This is a genomic window from Rhodococcus sp. PD04 (genome assembly GCF_035918275.1).
In the GTDB taxonomy this organism is placed as follows: Bacteria; Actinomycetota; Actinomycetes; order Mycobacteriales; family Mycobacteriaceae; genus Rhodococcus; species Rhodococcus rhodochrous.
In genome coordinates this window covers 3587942-3603101 of the sequence record NZ_CP142143.1, presented here as the reverse complement: position 1 = coordinate 3603101, position 15160 = coordinate 3587942, and the positions used below count along the sequence as shown (strand labels likewise).

Genomic DNA, 15160 nt, shown 5'->3' with positions numbered 1-15160 from the left:
ACGCGGTGAGCATGACAGACTGGACCCCGTGACGACCGACTACGCCACGGCGATCGAGGCTGCTTCCGACACCCTCGTCGGCCTGTCGCATTCCATCCACGCCGAACCGGAACTCGCGTTCGAGGAACACCGGAGCGCCGCGAAGATCGTCGAGGTGCTGCGCGACCACGATTTCGAGGTCACCACCGGCATCGCCGACCTGCCCACCGCCTTCGATGCGCGGTTCGGCAGCGGCGAACTCGTCCTCGCGTTCTGCGCCGAGTACGACGCGCTGCCGGGCATCGGGCACGCGTGCGGCCACAACATCATCGCGGCGTCGGCCGTGGGCGCCGGGATCGGTCTCGCCGCGCTCGCCGACGAACTCGACGTGACCGTCCGCGTCATCGGAACCCCCGCGGAGGAGACCGGCGGCGGCAAGGTCCTCATGCTCGAACGCGGCGTCTTCGACGGTGTCGGTGCGGCGATGATGGTGCATCCCGGCCCGTTCGACATCACCGGGGCGACGTCGCTCGCCCTCGCCGACATCGCCGTCGAGTACGACGGCCGCGAGGCGCACGCCTCCGCGGCGCCCGAATACGGGCTCAACGCCGCCGACGCTGCGACCGTCGCCCAGGTCGCGGTCGGTCTGCTGCGGCAGCATTTGCATCCCGGGCAGCAGATCCACGGGATCGTCGCGCAGGGCGGGACGGCACCGAACATCGTGCCCAGCCACACCGAACTGCTGTACTACCTGCGGGCCGGGACGAGCGAACTCCTCGACGACCTCGTCGAACGCGCACGCAACTGCTTCGCCGCAGGGGCGCTGGCCACCGGATGCAACCACCGGATCCGGACGGTCTCGCCGACCTACACCGAACTCACTCCCGACCCGTGGCTGGTGCAGGCATATCGTGAGGAGATCATCGATCTCGGGCGCCGACCGCTGCCCGTCGAGGAGGAAGGAGCGCGCCCCCTGGGCAGTACCGACATGGGAAACGTGACGAACGTGGTGCCGGGAATCCATCCGGTCATCGGACTCGACTCCGGTGGCGCGGTGACACATCAGGCCGCCTTCGCGGCCGCATGCGTCACCGAGTCCGCCGATCGGGCAGTACTCGACGGAGCGCGTGCGCTCGCAGCGACCGCCGTGCGCGCGGCGACCGATCCGGTACACCGGGCACGGCTCCTGGAACAGGTCGGCCGCCGATGAACCCGTACGTCGAGAAGTGGTTGGACCGCCACACCGAGGACCTCTCGCTCTGGCGCCGCCACATCCATGCGAATCCGGAGCTCGCCCGGCAGGAGTACGCCACCACCGAGTTCGTCGCGAAGCACCTGCGCGCCGCCGGGCTCGACCCGAAGGTTCTGCCGCGCGGCACCGGTCTGATCTGCGATCTCGGCCCGGCCGACGGACCGCGGATCGCGCTGCGGGCCGACATGGACGCCCTGCCGATGCAGGAGACCACCGGACTGCCGTTCGAATCGACCGTTCCCGGCGTCTCGCATGCGTGCGGGCACGACGCTCACACCACCGTCGTGCTCGGTGCGGGCCTGGCCCTGGCCTCGATGCCCGAACTCCCGGTCGGTGTCCGGCTGGTCCTCCAGCCCGCCGAGGAGGTCATGCCCGGCGGAGCGCTCGACGTCGTCGCGGCGGGCGGGCTCGACGGGGTCTCGCGGATCTTCGCGCTGCACTGCGACCCGCGTCTCGAGGCGGGCAAGGTCGGTATGAGGGTCGGAGCGATCACCTCGGCGGCCGACACCGTCGAACTCGTCCTCGACTCGCCCGGTGGGCACACCTCCCGGCCGCACCTGACCGGCGATCTCGTCTACGGCCTCGGTGCCGTCATCACGGGTCTTCCCGGCATGCTCAGTCGTCGCATCGATCCGCGGACCGGCACGGTCATGGTGTGGGGTGCGGTCAGCGCAGGCAAGGCACCGAACGCGATCCCGCGGACGGGCATGCTCGCGGGCACCGTGCGCACCGGCGATCACGACACCTGGCAACTGCTCGAACCGATGGTCCGCGAGATCGTGCACGGTCTGCTCGCACCCACGGGCGTCAGCTACGAACTGAACTACCGCCGCGGTGTGCCGCCGGTGGTCAACGACGAGGTGTCGGCGCGCATGTTCGAGGACGCGATCCGCGCGACCGGCCCCGACGCCCTGGCGGACACCCCGCAATCCGGTGGGGGAGAAGACTTCTCGTGGTACCTCGAACACGTCCCCGGCGCCATGGGTCGCCTCGGGGTGTGGCCGGGGGTCGGACCCGAGCTCGACATCCACCAGCCCACCTTCGATCTCGATGAGCGTGCGCTCGCCGTGGGTGTGCGGGTGATGACGAATCTGGTGCTCGGCGCCGGCTGAGGACTCAGAAGCTGTCGGGTCGTCCCGGTCCGACGTTGCGGCTGTTGCGGGTCCGCAGATCCCGCACGTAGTCGGCGGGCGCTCCGGCGATCTCGGCCGCGTCGGCCATCACACCCAGATAGCGGGCCGACGGCAGTCCGCCCTCGTAGCCGTCGACGACGTACAGCCATGCGAGGACCGGGCCGTCGGCGGTGTCGACACGCACGCGGATCTTGCGGTGGAAACCGAGTTCGGCCCCCTCCCAACGGTCGAGACTGCGCTCGTCGTCCTCCGGCACGTCGTAGAGCACCACGAACACCTTGGAATCGGGATCCTCGACGACCGTCGCGAGGGCGCCCTCCCAGCCGATGTCGGCGCCGGCGAAGGTCAGTCGCCAACCGTGCAACCACCCGGTTCCCGCCATCGGCGAATGCGGGCAGCGCGTCAGCATCTGCTCCGGATGCATGTTGGACCCGTAGGCGGCGTAGATCGGCACGAGGATAAGGCTAACCCGTCGTCCACCGGAGTCGTCGGAGGGGCGGCGCAGGGGCGGACGAGGAGTGTCGAAGGGCTCCGATGTGCCGGGTCCACCGGTCCTTGTGCGCGAGGTGGGGGCATTGGCATAGCGTTAGGACCGACGTGTGTGCCCACCAGGCGCCCACGTGCAGCCCGACCCGGCACCCTTCGGAATCGATACAGAGGAGAACAATGACCCGGATCGTCATCATCGGCGGCGGCCCCGCAGGATACGAGGCGGCGCTGGTGGCATCCCAGTACGGCGCGACGGTGTCACTGATCGATTCGGACGGGATCGGTGGCGCCTGCGTGCTCTTCGACTGCGTCCCTTCCAAGACCTTCATCGCCTCGACCGGCGTGCGCACCGACATGCGCCGCGCCGCCGACCTGGGCATCGAGCTCGAACGCGCCGAGGTGTCGCTGCCTCAGGTACACGGCCGTGTGAAGAGCCTGGCCCGCGCGCAGTCCGCCGACATCCGCACCAAGCTCGAGGCCGCCGGGGTGAAGCTGTTCTCCGGTTACGGCGAACTCGTCGACGCGCAGCCCGGCATGGCTGCCCACCAGGTGCGCGCCAAGCTGCTGACCGGCGAGGAGAAGGTGCTCGACGCCGACGTCGTGCTGATCGCGACCGGCGCGAGCCCGCGCATCCTGCCGGGTGCGGAGCCGGACGGTGAGCGGATCCTCACCTGGCGTCAGCTCTACGACCTCGAGAAGCTGCCCGAGCACCTCGTCGTCGTCGGTTCGGGCGTCACCGGCGCCGAGTTCGTCTCCGCCTACACCGAGGTCGGCGTGCGGGTCACCGTCGTCTCGAGCCGCGACCGGATCCTGCCGCACGAGGACGAGGACGCGGCTCTCGTGCTCGAGGACGTCCTCACCGAGCGTGGTGTGACCCTCGTCAAGCACGCCCGCGCCGACCGGGTCGAACGCACGGAGGACGGCGTCCGCGTGCTCCTCGCCGACGGCCGCATCGTCGAGGGCAGCCACGTGCTGATGACCGTCGGCTCGGTGCCCAACACTCGCAATCTCGGTCTCGACAAGGTCGGACTCGAACTCGACCGGGGTGGTTACCTTCCCGTCGACCGCGTCTCCCGCACCGCCGTCCCCGGCATCTATGCCGCGGGCGACTGCACCGGACTGCTGCCGCTCGCGTCGGTCGCGGCCATGCAGGGCCGCATCGCGATCTACCACGCGCTCGGTGAGGGCGTGAGCCCCATCAAGCTGAAAACCGTTGCAGCCGCGGTGTTCACGCGACCCGAGATCGCCGCCGTCGGTGTCAGTCAGGCGACGATCGACAAGGGCGAGGTGCCCGCCCGCACCGTCATGCTCCCGCTCAACACCAACCCGCGCGCCAAGATGTCCGGTCTGCGACGCGGTTTCGTGAAGATCTTCTGCCGTCCCGCGACCGGTGTGGTCATCGGCGGTGTGGTCGTTGCGCCGACCGCGTCAGAACTCATCCTCCCCATCGCGTTGGCGGTGCAGAACAACCTGTCGGTCAACGACCTCGCGCAGACCTTCTCGGTCTACCCGTCGCTGAGTGGATCGGTCACCGAGGCCGCCCGCCAGCTGATGCGCCACGACGATCTGGACTAGACACCGGACAGGGCGGGATAGACGGCGATCCCGCCCTGCTCAGGCCCAGTCGTAGGTGCGTTCGACCGCCTTGTTCCATTCGCCGAACAAGCGCTCGCGCTCGTCGACCGGCATCGCCGGTTCCCACGTGCGGTCCGCGGTCCAGTTACGGCGGATGTCCTCCTCGTCCTCCCAGAAACCCACGGCGAGACCGGCCGCGTAGGCGGCACCGAGCGCGGTGGTCTCGGACACGGTGGGCCGTACGACCGGCACACCGAGGATGTCGGACTGGAACTGCATGAGCAGATCGTTGGCGACCATGCCGCCGTCCACCTTGAGGGTGCGCAGGTCGACGCCGGAGTCGGCGTTCATCGCCTCGATGACCTCCCGAGTCTGGTAGGCCGTCGCCTCGAGCGCCGCCCGGGCGAGGTGCCCCTTCTCGACGAAGCGTGTCAGGCCGGCGATGACGCCCCGCGCGTCGGGTCGCCAGCGCGGCGCGAACAAACCCGAGAAGGCCGGCACGAAATACGCCCCGCCGTTGTCGGGGACGCTCGCAGCGAGCGCCTCGATCTCGTCGGCGGACCGGATGAGCCCGAGATTGTCGCGCAGCCACTGCACGAGCGAACCGGTCACGGCCACCGACCCTTCGAGGGCGTAGACCGCGGGAGCGTCGCCGATTCGATAGCAGACGGTGGTGATCAGGCCGTGCTCGCTGCGGACCGGGGTCGTGCCGGTGTTGAGCAGCAGGAAGTTGCCGGTGCCGTAGGTGTTCTTCGCTTCGCCGGGGGACAGGCAGCCCTGACCGAAGGTCGCGGCCTGTTGGTCGCCGAGGATGCCGGCGATCGGAACCCCGGCGAGCGGTCCACGTTCGCGGGCGTGCCCGTACACCTCCGACGAGCTGTGGATCTCCGGCAGCATCGACTCCGGGATACCGAGTTCGGCGCAGATCTCCGGATCCCACTGCTGCGTCCCGAGATTCATCAGCAGTGTGCGGGAGGCGTTGGTCACATCGGTGATGTGCAGTCCGGGTGGCTGGCCCTCCTCGCCGACACCGCCGGTGAGGTTCCACAGGATCCAGCTGTCGACGGTGCCGAACGCGAGGTCGCCGGCCTCGGCGCGCTCGCGGGCACCGTCGACGTTGTCGAGGATCCACCGCACCTTCGGTCCGGCGAAATAGGTCGACAGCGGCAGGCCGGTGACCTCGCGGTAACGGTCGGGCCCGGCGTCACCGGCGAGTTCCTCGACGAGCCTGTCGGTGCGGGTGTCCTGCCAGACGATCGCGTTGTACACCGGTTTTCCGGTGGTGCGGTCCCACACCACCGTGGTCTCGCGCTGGTTCGTCAGACCGATCGCCGCGATGTCGCTGCGTCGCAGATCTGCCTTGGCGAGTGCCGCGGCGCCCACCTCACGGGTGTTGAGCCACAGCTCTTCCGGGTCGTGTTCGACCCATCCCGACCGCGGGAGGAACTGGCGGTGCTCCTTCTGCGCGAGCGAGACGATGCGCCCGTCGTGGTCGAAGATGATGCACCGGCTGGACGTGGTGCCCTGGTCGATCGCCGCGATGAACTGGTTCACAGGTGGTCCTCGGGTGAAGGGGACGGCTCGGTTCGGCAACGCTTCCGCTGCGCGCTGCGGGTCCGAAGCTACTAGCCTTGATCGGGATACGTCGGCGACTCACGGGAGCGGGTGCGGTGACCAACCAATCGGGTGTGCAACTCCTCGGACCGCAACAGCGCGCCGACGCCTGGCGTCGTCTCGCCACCGAACAGTTCGACGTCGTCGTCATCGGCGGTGGCGTCGTCGGGGCGGGAGCAGCGCTCGACGCCGCGACCCGGGGCCTGCGGGTCGCGCTCGTCGAGGCCCGCGACTTCGCGTCCGGTACGTCGAGCCGGTCGTCGAAGATGTTCCACGGCGGCCTGCGCTATCTCGAACAGCTCGAATTCGGTCTGGTGCGGGAAGCCTTGCGCGAGCGCGAACTCGCATTGACGACCCTGGCCCCGCACCTGGTCAGGCCGCTGAAGTTCCTCTTCCCGCTCACCCATCGCGTGTGGGAGAGGCCCTATGTCGCGGCGGGCATCTTCCTCTACGACCGTCTCGGCGGCGCGAAGTCCGTTCCGGCGCAGAAGCACCTGACCCGGTCGGGTGCACTGCGGATGGTTCCCGGTCTCAAGCGCAATTCGCTCGTCGGTGGAATCCGCTACTACGACACGGTCGTCGACGACGCCCGGCACACCATGACCGTCGCGCGGACGGCCGCGCACTACGGTGCGGTCGTACGCACTTCGACGCAGGTCGTCGGTTTCCTGCGCGAGGCCGACCGCGTGTCGGGTGTGCGGGTGCGCGACAGCGAGGACGGTTCGGTCACCGAAGTACGGGCGCACGCGGTGATCAACGCGACCGGTGTGTGGACCGACGAGATCCAGTCGTTGTCGCGGCAACGCGGCCGATTCCGGGTCCGCGCGTCGAAGGGCGTGCACATCGTCGTGCCCCGCGACCGGATCGTCAGCGACTCGGCGATCATCCTGCGCACCGAGAAGTCGGTGCTGTTCGTCATCCCGTGGGGCAACCACTGGATCATCGGCACCACCGACACCGACTGGAATCTCGACCTGGCGCACCCGGCGGCGACGAAGGTCGACATCGACTACATCCTCGACCACGTCAACCGCGTGCTCGTCGTCCCGCTCACCCACGACGACATCGACGGCGTCTACGCCGGTCTGCGACCGTTGCTGGCGGGAGAGAGCGACGAGACGTCGAAGCTGTCGCGTGAGCACGCGGTCGCCCGGGTGGCACCCGGGCTCGTGGCCATCGCCGGCGGCAAGTACACGACCTACCGCGTCATGGCCGAGGACGCCATAGATCTCGCGGCCGAGGACATCCCGGCCCGGATCGCATCGTCGATCACCGCGAAGGTGCCCCTCGTCGGGGCCGACGGATACTTCGCGCTGGTCAACCAGACCATGCACCTCGCCGAGCAGTACGGTCTGCATCCCTACCGCGTCAAGCATCTGCTCGACCGCTACGGCTCCCTCGTCGAGGACGTGCTGAGCCTCGCGAAGGGTCGGCCCGAGCTGCTCGAACCGCTGACCGATGCCCCGCAGTACCTGCAGGTCGAGGTGGTCTACGGGGCGGCCGCCGAGGGCGCTCTGCACCTCGAGGACCTGCTGGCGCGCCGGACCCGCATCTCGATCGAGTACCCGCACCGCGGCCTGCACTGCGCGGAGCAGACGGCCCGGCTGGTCGCTCCTGTCCTGGGCTGGGACGACGCGATGATCGACCGGGAGGTCGCGACCTATCGGGCGCGCGTCGAGGCGGAGATCGAGTCGCAGAACCGACCCGACGACGAATCCGCGGACGCACTGAGGGCAGCGGCCCCCGAGGCCCGGCCGGAGATCCTCGAACCGGTGCCGATCACCTGACCGGCGTCAGTGCGTGAGAATCACCTTGACGATCACCACCACCGTGGCGACCAGAGCGAGGCCGATCGCGGTGACCACGGTCCGGGTGGTCGGTCTGCGGCCCTGGAGCCGGCGCACGACGAAGATCGTCGACCCGATACGGACGAGCACCGCGACCTCGGCGAGGATGTGGGCGGTGCGTGGTTCGAGCCAGCCGATCCAGGCCGTCAGGAGGATCAGGCAGGGCAACACCGCGGACGACAGGATGGGAACGGAGTCGCGGAGTTCCTCGATGCGTTCGCTGCGCGTGAGTTGTTCACCCGACCGGACGGCCTGCGCGACCGTCTCCGCGAAGACGTGGGCGATGAATGTCGACAGTGCGGTGCCGAGGACGATGGCGATTCCCACGTACTCGGGAGACGTCGTGATGGGGACGAGCGCAGCCAGCACCAGGATGTTGCCGTAGACATATGCGCTGATACGGGAGGCCGCCGAACTCGGCGACAGGGGATGGCGCTGTCGGGTCAACAGGAACGAGGGTGTGGACACTTCGCTAGCGTGACACACATCGTCCCCGGTGACGCGTCCACCGGAAGGTCGTGTCAGGGTGAAACGGCGGTGGGACGGTGGCGCTCCGTCACCTTCGGGCTGCACTACATCGCCGGGTCGTTCTTCCTCGTCGGAGTAGGATTCGGCCGGCATGCAGTCGACGATGGGAAGCGAGAAGGTGGACACCACGCGCCGCAGCTGGGCGGGCGTCGGCATCGACGAACGCCGTCGGCTGCGCAGAGAACGTCTCCTCGCCGTAGGCGTCGAACTGCTCGGAGCGCCCGACGGCGCGGCGGCGAACGTCCGGGCCGTGTGCCGGGCCGCCGAACTCACCGAACGGTACTTCTACGAGAGCTTCACCGACCGCGACACCTTCGTCCGCGAGGTCTACGCCCGTGTCGCAGACCGCGCCCGCGACGCGCTGGCCGACGCGGTGCTCTCCGCGCCCCCCACCGGCCGCGCCGAGGCCGCGGTGCGGGCGTTCGTCGAGCTCATGGTCGACGATCCCCCGAAGGGACGCGTGCTCCTCCTCGCTCCGTTGCGCGAACCCGCGATCAGCCGGCGCGGTATCGAACTCGCCCCGGCCTTCGTCGCGCTGGTCCGCGACCAGCTACCGCCGGGCGGCGACGAGGGGCAGCGCCACATGGTGGCCGTGGGTGTCGTCGGTGCCCTCACCAGCCTGTTCATGGGATATCTCGAAGGCGACCTCGCGGTGTCGCGAGAGACCCTCGTCCGGCACTGTGTCGCGCTCGTCGAGGACGCCGGCAGGGCGGCGTGCCTGCAGGGCGATCAGGCCGGAGATCCTTCCGGACGCGGCTGACATCGCGGGCACCGGTAGACCACGCGCTCGGGATCGGTCGCGGTGCCGATCTCACCGGACCGGATCGGAGTCCGGCACCGCCTGCACGGCTTCCCACGACGTCCGTAGACCCACAGATTGCGGCCGGGGCGCCGGTCGCCGGTGGTGATGCGGGTCGTCCGGTCGCGGTTCGCGATCAGCAACCGGTGCGCGAGGTCGACCCACGCCGCAGGATCCCCGGCCTGCGCGACCGGTGTCCACGGATCGACGCCACGCAGGAAGCACAGCTCGGAGCGGTACACGTTGCCGACGCCGGCCATGATGCGCTGATCGAGCAGGGCCACCCCGATGGGGCGGTTCGGGTCGCCCGCGAGATTCGCCGCCGCGCGCTCGGGATCCCAGTCGGGGCCGAGCAGATCCGGCCCGAGATGCCCCACTGCGTCGTCCTCCCGGTCGCGAGCGAGTACCTCGACGATGCCGAGCTCGAACCCCACGGCTTGTACGTCCTCGGTGCCGAGCACGACGCGTGCCTTGTATCCGGGCTTGCGCCAGCGTGTTCCACGTGGGTAGACGTGCCATTCACCTTCCATCTTCAGGTGCGAATGGATCGAGACGTCGGCGACGCGGACGAGCAGGTGCTTGCCCCGCGAGACCACCTCGTCGACCGTGCACCCGGTGAAATCGGCGGTGGCGAAACGCGGCACGCGGAAGTCGGTTTCGGTGAGGACCTTTCCCTCCAGAGCGGTCCGGAGGCGGTGCGCGGCGCGGAACACGGTGTCTCCCTCGGGCACGTCAGAACCTCAACCGGTAGCCGCGCGGTGTCGCCGAGAATCCCGCTTCGGCAAGGTATCCGGCGAACTCGTGCCCGTGGATCGACTCACCGTCGACCTTCTCGACGACGATCTTGTCGACACCTCCGCGTTTGACGGTCGCTGCGAGCGACGCGCATGCGCTGCGCAACCGGCCCGGATCGTCGTCGAAGGTGAGCAATGTGCGTCCGCCGCGTTCGACGAACAGTACGAGCGCCCCGTCGACGAGCACCACGAGACCACCGGCCTTGCGGCCCGGCCGGTGCCGCGGCGCGTCGTCGTCGGCCGACGATTTCGGCCACGGCAGCGCCGCACCGTACGGGTTGGCGGGATCGCACGCCGCGAGGGTGACGGCCGCGGTCTCCGAGTGCCGACCCTCGATCGAATCCGAGAACGACCGCAGGCGGTCGACGACCGACGGTGTCGAGAACTGCGCTCCGCCCAGCGAATCGACGAAATAGCCCCGCCGGCACCGGCCGGTCTCCTCGAACCGGCTGAGCACCTTGTACATCGTCGCGAAACCGCCGGGCACACCTTCGCCGACGACGACACCGCGGGTGACCACGCCGTACCGCTCGAGCAGCAGTTCGGCGGTGGTGTGCGCGCGGACCGTCGCGTCGGTCTCGCGCTCGGGCAGCATCGACCAGCGCCCGCTGACGGTCGGTGGCCCGGTGCGGCTCGGCAGGGTGGGCCGGGCGCGGTACATCCGGGCACGCGGCGCCCGGCGCGGGGTGCGGTGGGCAGGCTTGGCGCGGGAGGTGTCGCCGATCAGGGCGCGCAGCGGGGCGAGGGTGTCGCCCGCGACGTGCCCGCTCCACACCAGCTCCCACAGCGCATCGGCGACCGTCGTGTCGCTCGCCGTCGTGTGGAGGGTGGTGACGGCGTCGACGAGTTGCCGGAAGAAGAACGCCCCGCCGCCCGAGAGCGACTCGAGGATCGCCTGGTGCACCGGCCCGAGTTCGATGTCGTCGACCGGAGCCAGGCTCACCGGAGCCAGATCGGCCGGGTGCAGCGCCACCCAACCGTCCTTCCCGGAGATGGATCCGGCACCCGACCACAGGACCTCGCCGGTCGTGGTGAGTTCGTCGAGCATCGTCGGCGTGTAGTCGCGGACACGTGGAGCGAGGATCAGCGGTTCGAGGGCGCTCGCGGGCACCGGTACCCCGGCCAGTTGTTCGACGACGGTGAGGACACCGTCGATGCCGTAGAGCGCGCTCGTGCCCGGGCCGGTGCCGAGGTGGTGCCAGTCGGGCAGGAATCGTCCGAGGGTCGTGGTGCTGACGGGTTCGACGTCCTGCCGGGCGGCGGCGAGCGACCGGCGCCGCAGCCTTCGGAGCACCTCCGTGTCGCACCATTCCGATCCGCTCGCACCGGGGCGGAATTCGCCTGCCGTGACGCGCTTCTCGGAGGCGAGTCGCTCGAGGACGGATTCGACGACCGCCGTGCCCAGTCCGAACCGGGCGGCGGCCTGCGCGGTGGTGAACGGGCCGTGGGTGCGGGCGTGCCGGGCGATCAGATCGCCGAGCGGGTCGGGGACCGGTTCGACGAACACCGTCGGAACCCCGATGGGCAGGGGCACGCCCAGCGCGTCGCGCAGACGTGAGGCGTCCTCGATCGCCGCCCACCGGTGCTCGCCCGCGTACGAGACACGCAGCGCCCGTCGTTGCGTTTCGAGATCCTCGATCCACGGCGTCGGGTCGTCGGTGGTGCGCTCGCGCAGTTCGGCGTCGGTGAGCGGACCGAGCAGACGCAGCAGATCGGCGACGCCCTCGGCGTCTCGTGCGCGTCGCTGCGGGGTCAGTCGTTGCAGTTCGTGCTCGGCCTCGGTGATGACGTCGGCGTCGAGCAGTTCGCGCAGCTCGACCCGGCCGAGGAGTTCGGCGAGCAGCGTCGAGTCGAGCGACAGTGCCGCGGCCCGCCGTTCGGCGAGCGGGCTGTCGCCCTCGTACAGGAACTCACCCACATAGGAGAACAGCAGCGACGTCGCGAACGGAGAAGCCGTGGGGGTCTCGACCTCCACCAGCCGGATCTTGCGCTGGGCGATGCTGCCGAGCAGGTCGCGCAGAGCGGGCAGGTCGTAGACGTCCTGCAGGCACTCGCGCACCGTCTCGAGCAGGATGGGGAAGTCGGGATAGCGGCGAGCGACGTCGAGCAGTTGCGCCGATCGCTGGCGCTGCTGCCACAGCGGGGCGCGCTTGCCCGGGTTGCGGCGGGGCAGGAGCAGGGCCCGCGCCGCGCATTCCCGGAAGCGGGACGCGAACAACGCCGAGCCGCCGACCTGTTCGGTGACGATGTCGTCGATCTCCTCGGTGTCGAAGACGAAGATCTCCGAACCGGGTGGGGCGTCGTCGGTGTCGGGCAGCCGGACGATGATGCCGTCGTCGGACGGGGTGGGATGGGATTCGACGCCGTAGCGTTCGAGCAGTCGCGCGCCCACCGCGAGCGCCCACGGTGCGTGCACCCGCAACCCGAACGGCGAGTGCAGCACCAGCCGCCAGTCGCCGAGTTCGTCGCGGAACCGTTCGACGACGAGCGTGCGGTCGGTGGGCAGGTGCCCGGTGGCGGTGCGTTGCTCGTCGAGCAGGCGGATGAGGTTTCCGGTCGCGTAGTCGTCGAGACCGCCCTTGCGGCAGCGGGTCTCGGCGTCCTCCGGTGAGGCGTGCCCCATCTCGCGCAGGAATGCGCCGAGCGCGGCACCGAGTTCGGCGGGGCGACCCTGACTGTCGCCGTGCCAGAAGGGCAACCGGCCGGGCCGGCCGTAGGCGGGGGAGACCAGGACCCGGTCGAATGTGATCTCCTCGATCCGCCAGCTGGTGGCACCGAGTGCGAAGACGTCGCCCACCCGCGACTCGTAGACCATCTCTTCGTCGAGTTCGCCCACCCGCGTGTTCTTCTCGCCGACCATGTACACGGTGAACAGGCCGCGGTCGGGGATCGTGCCGCCGGAGGTGACGGCGAGCCGTTGGGCGCCGGGCCGGCCGGTGAGTGTGCCGGCCGTGCGGTCCCACACCACCCGGGGGCGGAGTTCGGCGAACTCGTCGGACGGATAGCGACCGGCGAGCAGGTCGAGGACGGATTCGTAGACACCGCGGGAGAGCGTCGCGAACGATCCGCTGCGCCGCACCGTGTCGAACCAGTCGTCGACGTCGATGGGTTCGAGGGCCGTGGCCGCGACCGTCTGCTGGGCGAGCACGTCCAGCGGGTTCGCCGGGACCTGCAGCGCCTCGATGTGTCCCTCGACCATCCGCTCGACGGTCACCGCGCAGTGCACGAGATCGGTGCGGTGCTTGGGGAACAGCACGCCGCGCGAGGTCTCGCCCACCTGGTGCCCGGCGCGGCCGACGCGTTGCAGACCGCTGGCCACCGAGGGCGGAGCCTCGACCTGGATCACGAGATCGACCGCACCCATGTCGATGCCGAGTTCGAGACTCGACGTCGCCACCACGCACCGCAACCGGCCCGACTTGAGGTCGTCCTCGATCAGGGCGCGCTGGTCCTTGCTCACCGACCCGTGGTGGGCGCGGGCGAGCACGGGGGCAGCGCCGGCGGTGGTCTCGGTGGGCGACCCGAGCTGTGAAGGCGGTGCGCCCTCGCGGTCCACCTCCTCGCCGAGGCGTTCGGCGTGGATCTCGTTGAGCCGGGCGGTGAGACGTTCGGACAGTCGCCGGGAATTGGCGAACACGATCGTCGACCGGTGTTCGGTGATGAGGTCGACGATCTGTTCCTCGACGTGCGGCCAGATCGACCCGGCCTGCGGTGATGGGGAGAACGATTCCTCGTCGGGTTCGGAGACCCCGAGTTCGGTCATGTCCTCGACCGGTACGCGCACCGTGAGATCCCACGTCTTCGCCGAGGGCGGCGCGACGATCCGGATGGGGGCGGAACCGGCGAGGAACCGGCCGACCTCCTCGTGCGGCCGCACGGTGGCCGACAACCCGATGCGTTGGGCCGGCGCGCGCAGGAGCTGGTCGAGACGCTCGAGCGACAGCGCGAGATGCGCCCCGCGTTTCGTCCCCGCCACCGCGTGGACCTCGTCGACGATCACCGTCTCGACACCGACGAGGTTCTCCCGCGCGGACGAGGTGAGCATGAGGAATAGCGACTCGGGCGTCGTGATGAGGATGTCCGGTGGCGTGCGCGCCAGGGCGCGACGATCGGCCTGGGAGGTGTCGCCGGAACGCACACCGACGGTGATGTCGGGTGGCGTCAGGCCGAGACGTTTCGCGGTCTGCGTGATGCCGACGAGCGGGGAGCGCAGATTGCGCTCGACGTCGACGGCGAGGGCCTTGAGCGGCGAGACGTACAGGACGCGGGTGCGGTGCTCACGCGCGGCGTGCTCGTCGGCCGGGGTGGACGAGAGCCGGTCGAGCGACCACAGGAACGCCGACAGGGTCTTGCCCGAGCCGGTGGGGGCGACGACGAGCGTGTGGGCTCCCGAGGAGATCGAATCCCACGCGCCGAGCTGGGCCGGGGTCGGGGACTCGAATGCCCCGGCGAACCACGCCCGGGTCGGCGCGGAGAAACGATCGAGGATGTCGGTCACCATCCCATCGTCTACCCGCCGACCGACACACTCAGTCGTCGCACGTGAACCCGATCAGTCGCTGTATGCGAACCGTGCGATCTGCCGACAGTGATCGTCGGCCCAGGAGTTGCGTCCGTAGCGCATCAGTTCCGTCACGAGCGTCCGTGCCGGGGCCCGCCACGGCAGCGCCTCGAACTGCTCCCGCACGGCCGGCTCGTCGCTCCACACCACGCACACCACGGAGCCCTCGTCGACGAACACGAGGTCGGGGGAGTCCGCCACGAGTTGCTCGCGGGTCGAGCCCGACGCCTTCTCCAGTTCGGCCCCCGACACGCGGACGTAACCGGCGAGGCGCCGCTGCCCGTCGGAGAGATCGAGGAACACCCCGGCGACCGCCATGTTGCCGGCATGCACCGACACCAGCGGCTTCCGCGGGTCGTCCGGATCCCCGGCGGGAAGACACACGACGGACCAGTACTCGCATTCGCTCATGCGGGCGTTGGGCACGATCGACGACACGACGTCGCGGAGCCAGGCCGTGACCGAGCCGAACTCGGGATACTGTTCGAGCTCGCGGTACTTGGTCTCACGCAGCGGCAGGGCCGCCGTCGACGGGGGCACACGGGTGTTCACGCGACGATTATGACCGCTGTCGATGTGGTGCGGGTCA

11 protein-coding genes are annotated in these 15160 nt (G+C 69.7%); 5 read left to right on the top strand and 6 right to left on the bottom strand.

Features of this window, described 5'->3' with window-relative positions:
* The first annotated feature begins 28 nt into the window (after positions 1 to 28).
* Positions 29 to 1189: a M20 family metallopeptidase gene (locus tag U9J23_RS16645; protein WP_059382311.1), complete on the top strand. Its 1161-nt coding sequence runs from the start codon at positions 29 to 31 to the stop codon at positions 1187 to 1189.
* Positions 1186 to 2343 carry a M20 family metallopeptidase gene (locus U9J23_RS16640; protein ID WP_326598929.1) on the top strand — a complete coding sequence of 386 codons (1158 nt, stop codon included), beginning with the start codon at positions 1186 to 1188 and terminating at the stop codon, positions 2341 to 2343. Before U9J23_RS16645 ends, U9J23_RS16640 begins: the two co-directional genes overlap by 4 nt.
* Positions 2344 to 2347: 4 nt before the next feature.
* Here the strand turns inward: U9J23_RS16640 and U9J23_RS16635 are convergent, their stop codons facing one another.
* The gene (locus U9J23_RS16635) at positions 2348 to 2818 is read right to left on the bottom strand and encodes a gamma-glutamylcyclotransferase (RefSeq protein WP_016692814.1); all 471 of its coding nucleotides are present in this window, start codon (positions 2816 to 2818) and stop codon (positions 2348 to 2350) included.
* A gap of 212 nt (positions 2819 to 3030) precedes the next feature.
* Between U9J23_RS16635 and U9J23_RS16630 the strand changes: the two genes are divergently transcribed.
* Positions 3031 to 4428, top strand: a complete 1398-nt coding sequence (locus U9J23_RS16630) for an NAD(P)H-quinone dehydrogenase (protein WP_059382308.1) — start codon at positions 3031 to 3033, stop codon at positions 4426 to 4428.
* Positions 4429 to 4467: 39 nt separating this feature from the next.
* Here the strand turns inward: U9J23_RS16630 and glpK are convergent, their stop codons facing one another.
* A complete protein-coding gene (gene glpK, locus U9J23_RS16625; protein ID WP_085470023.1) occupies positions 4468 to 5982 on the bottom strand; it encodes a glycerol kinase GlpK in 1515 nt (504 codons plus the stop codon).
* 116 nt (positions 5983 to 6098) lie between these two features.
* Here glpK and glpD point away from each other — a divergent pair, with 116 nt between their 5' ends.
* The gene (gene glpD, locus U9J23_RS16620) at positions 6099 to 7829 is read left to right on the top strand and encodes a glycerol-3-phosphate dehydrogenase (RefSeq protein WP_106199195.1); all 1731 of its coding nucleotides are present in this window, start codon (positions 6099 to 6101) and stop codon (positions 7827 to 7829) included.
* Between the two features lie 6 nt (positions 7830 to 7835).
* On the opposite strand, the gene U9J23_RS16615 is transcribed toward glpD, so the two are convergent.
* On the bottom strand, positions 7836 to 8357 hold the full coding sequence (locus tag U9J23_RS16615) for a hypothetical protein (protein WP_085470022.1): 522 nt from the start codon (positions 8355 to 8357) through the stop codon (positions 7836 to 7838).
* A gap of 163 nt (positions 8358 to 8520) precedes the next feature.
* Between U9J23_RS16615 and U9J23_RS16610 the strand changes: the two genes are divergently transcribed.
* The gene (locus U9J23_RS16610) at positions 8521 to 9177 is read left to right on the top strand and encodes a TetR/AcrR family transcriptional regulator (RefSeq protein WP_059382305.1); all 657 of its coding nucleotides are present in this window, start codon (positions 8521 to 8523) and stop codon (positions 9175 to 9177) included.
* On the opposite strand, the gene U9J23_RS16605 is transcribed toward U9J23_RS16610, so the two are convergent.
* Genes U9J23_RS16605 through U9J23_RS16595 form a run of 3 tightly spaced genes read right to left on the bottom strand, consistent with a single transcriptional unit; the run spans position 9147 to position 15123 of the window.
* Positions 9147 to 9947: a DNA-formamidopyrimidine glycosylase family protein gene (locus tag U9J23_RS16605; protein WP_085470021.1), complete on the bottom strand. Its 801-nt coding sequence runs from the start codon at positions 9945 to 9947 to the stop codon at positions 9147 to 9149. The genes U9J23_RS16610 and U9J23_RS16605 overlap by 31 nt on opposite strands.
* Before the next feature lies 1 nt (position 9948).
* Positions 9949 to 14511 carry an ATP-dependent helicase gene (locus U9J23_RS16600; protein ID WP_272267162.1) on the bottom strand — a complete coding sequence of 1521 codons (4563 nt, stop codon included), beginning with the start codon at positions 14509 to 14511 and terminating at the stop codon, positions 9949 to 9951.
* A 51-nt stretch (positions 14512 to 14562) separates the two neighbouring features.
* On the bottom strand, positions 14563 to 15123 hold the full coding sequence (locus U9J23_RS16595; RefSeq protein WP_059382302.1) for a hypothetical protein: 561 nt from the start codon (positions 15121 to 15123) through the stop codon (positions 14563 to 14565).
* Between the last annotated feature and the right edge of the window lie 37 nt (positions 15124 to 15160).

What these genes read in the sequence shown, in the direction of transcription:
- U9J23_RS16610 (WP_059382305.1), top strand. Translation starts at nt 8,521, where the DNA reads ATGGGAAGCGAGAAGGTGGACACCACGCGCCGCAGCTGGGCGGGCGTC.
- U9J23_RS16640 (WP_326598929.1), top strand. Translation starts at nt 1,186, where the DNA reads ATGAACCCGTACGTCGAGAAGTGGTTGGACCGCCACACCGAGGACCTC.
- U9J23_RS16600 (WP_272267162.1), bottom strand. Translation starts at nt 14,511, where the DNA reads ATGGTGACCGACATCCTCGATCGTTTCTCCGCGCCGACCCGGGCGTGG.
- U9J23_RS16630 (WP_059382308.1), top strand. Translation starts at nt 3,031, where the DNA reads ATGACCCGGATCGTCATCATCGGCGGCGGCCCCGCAGGATACGAGGCG.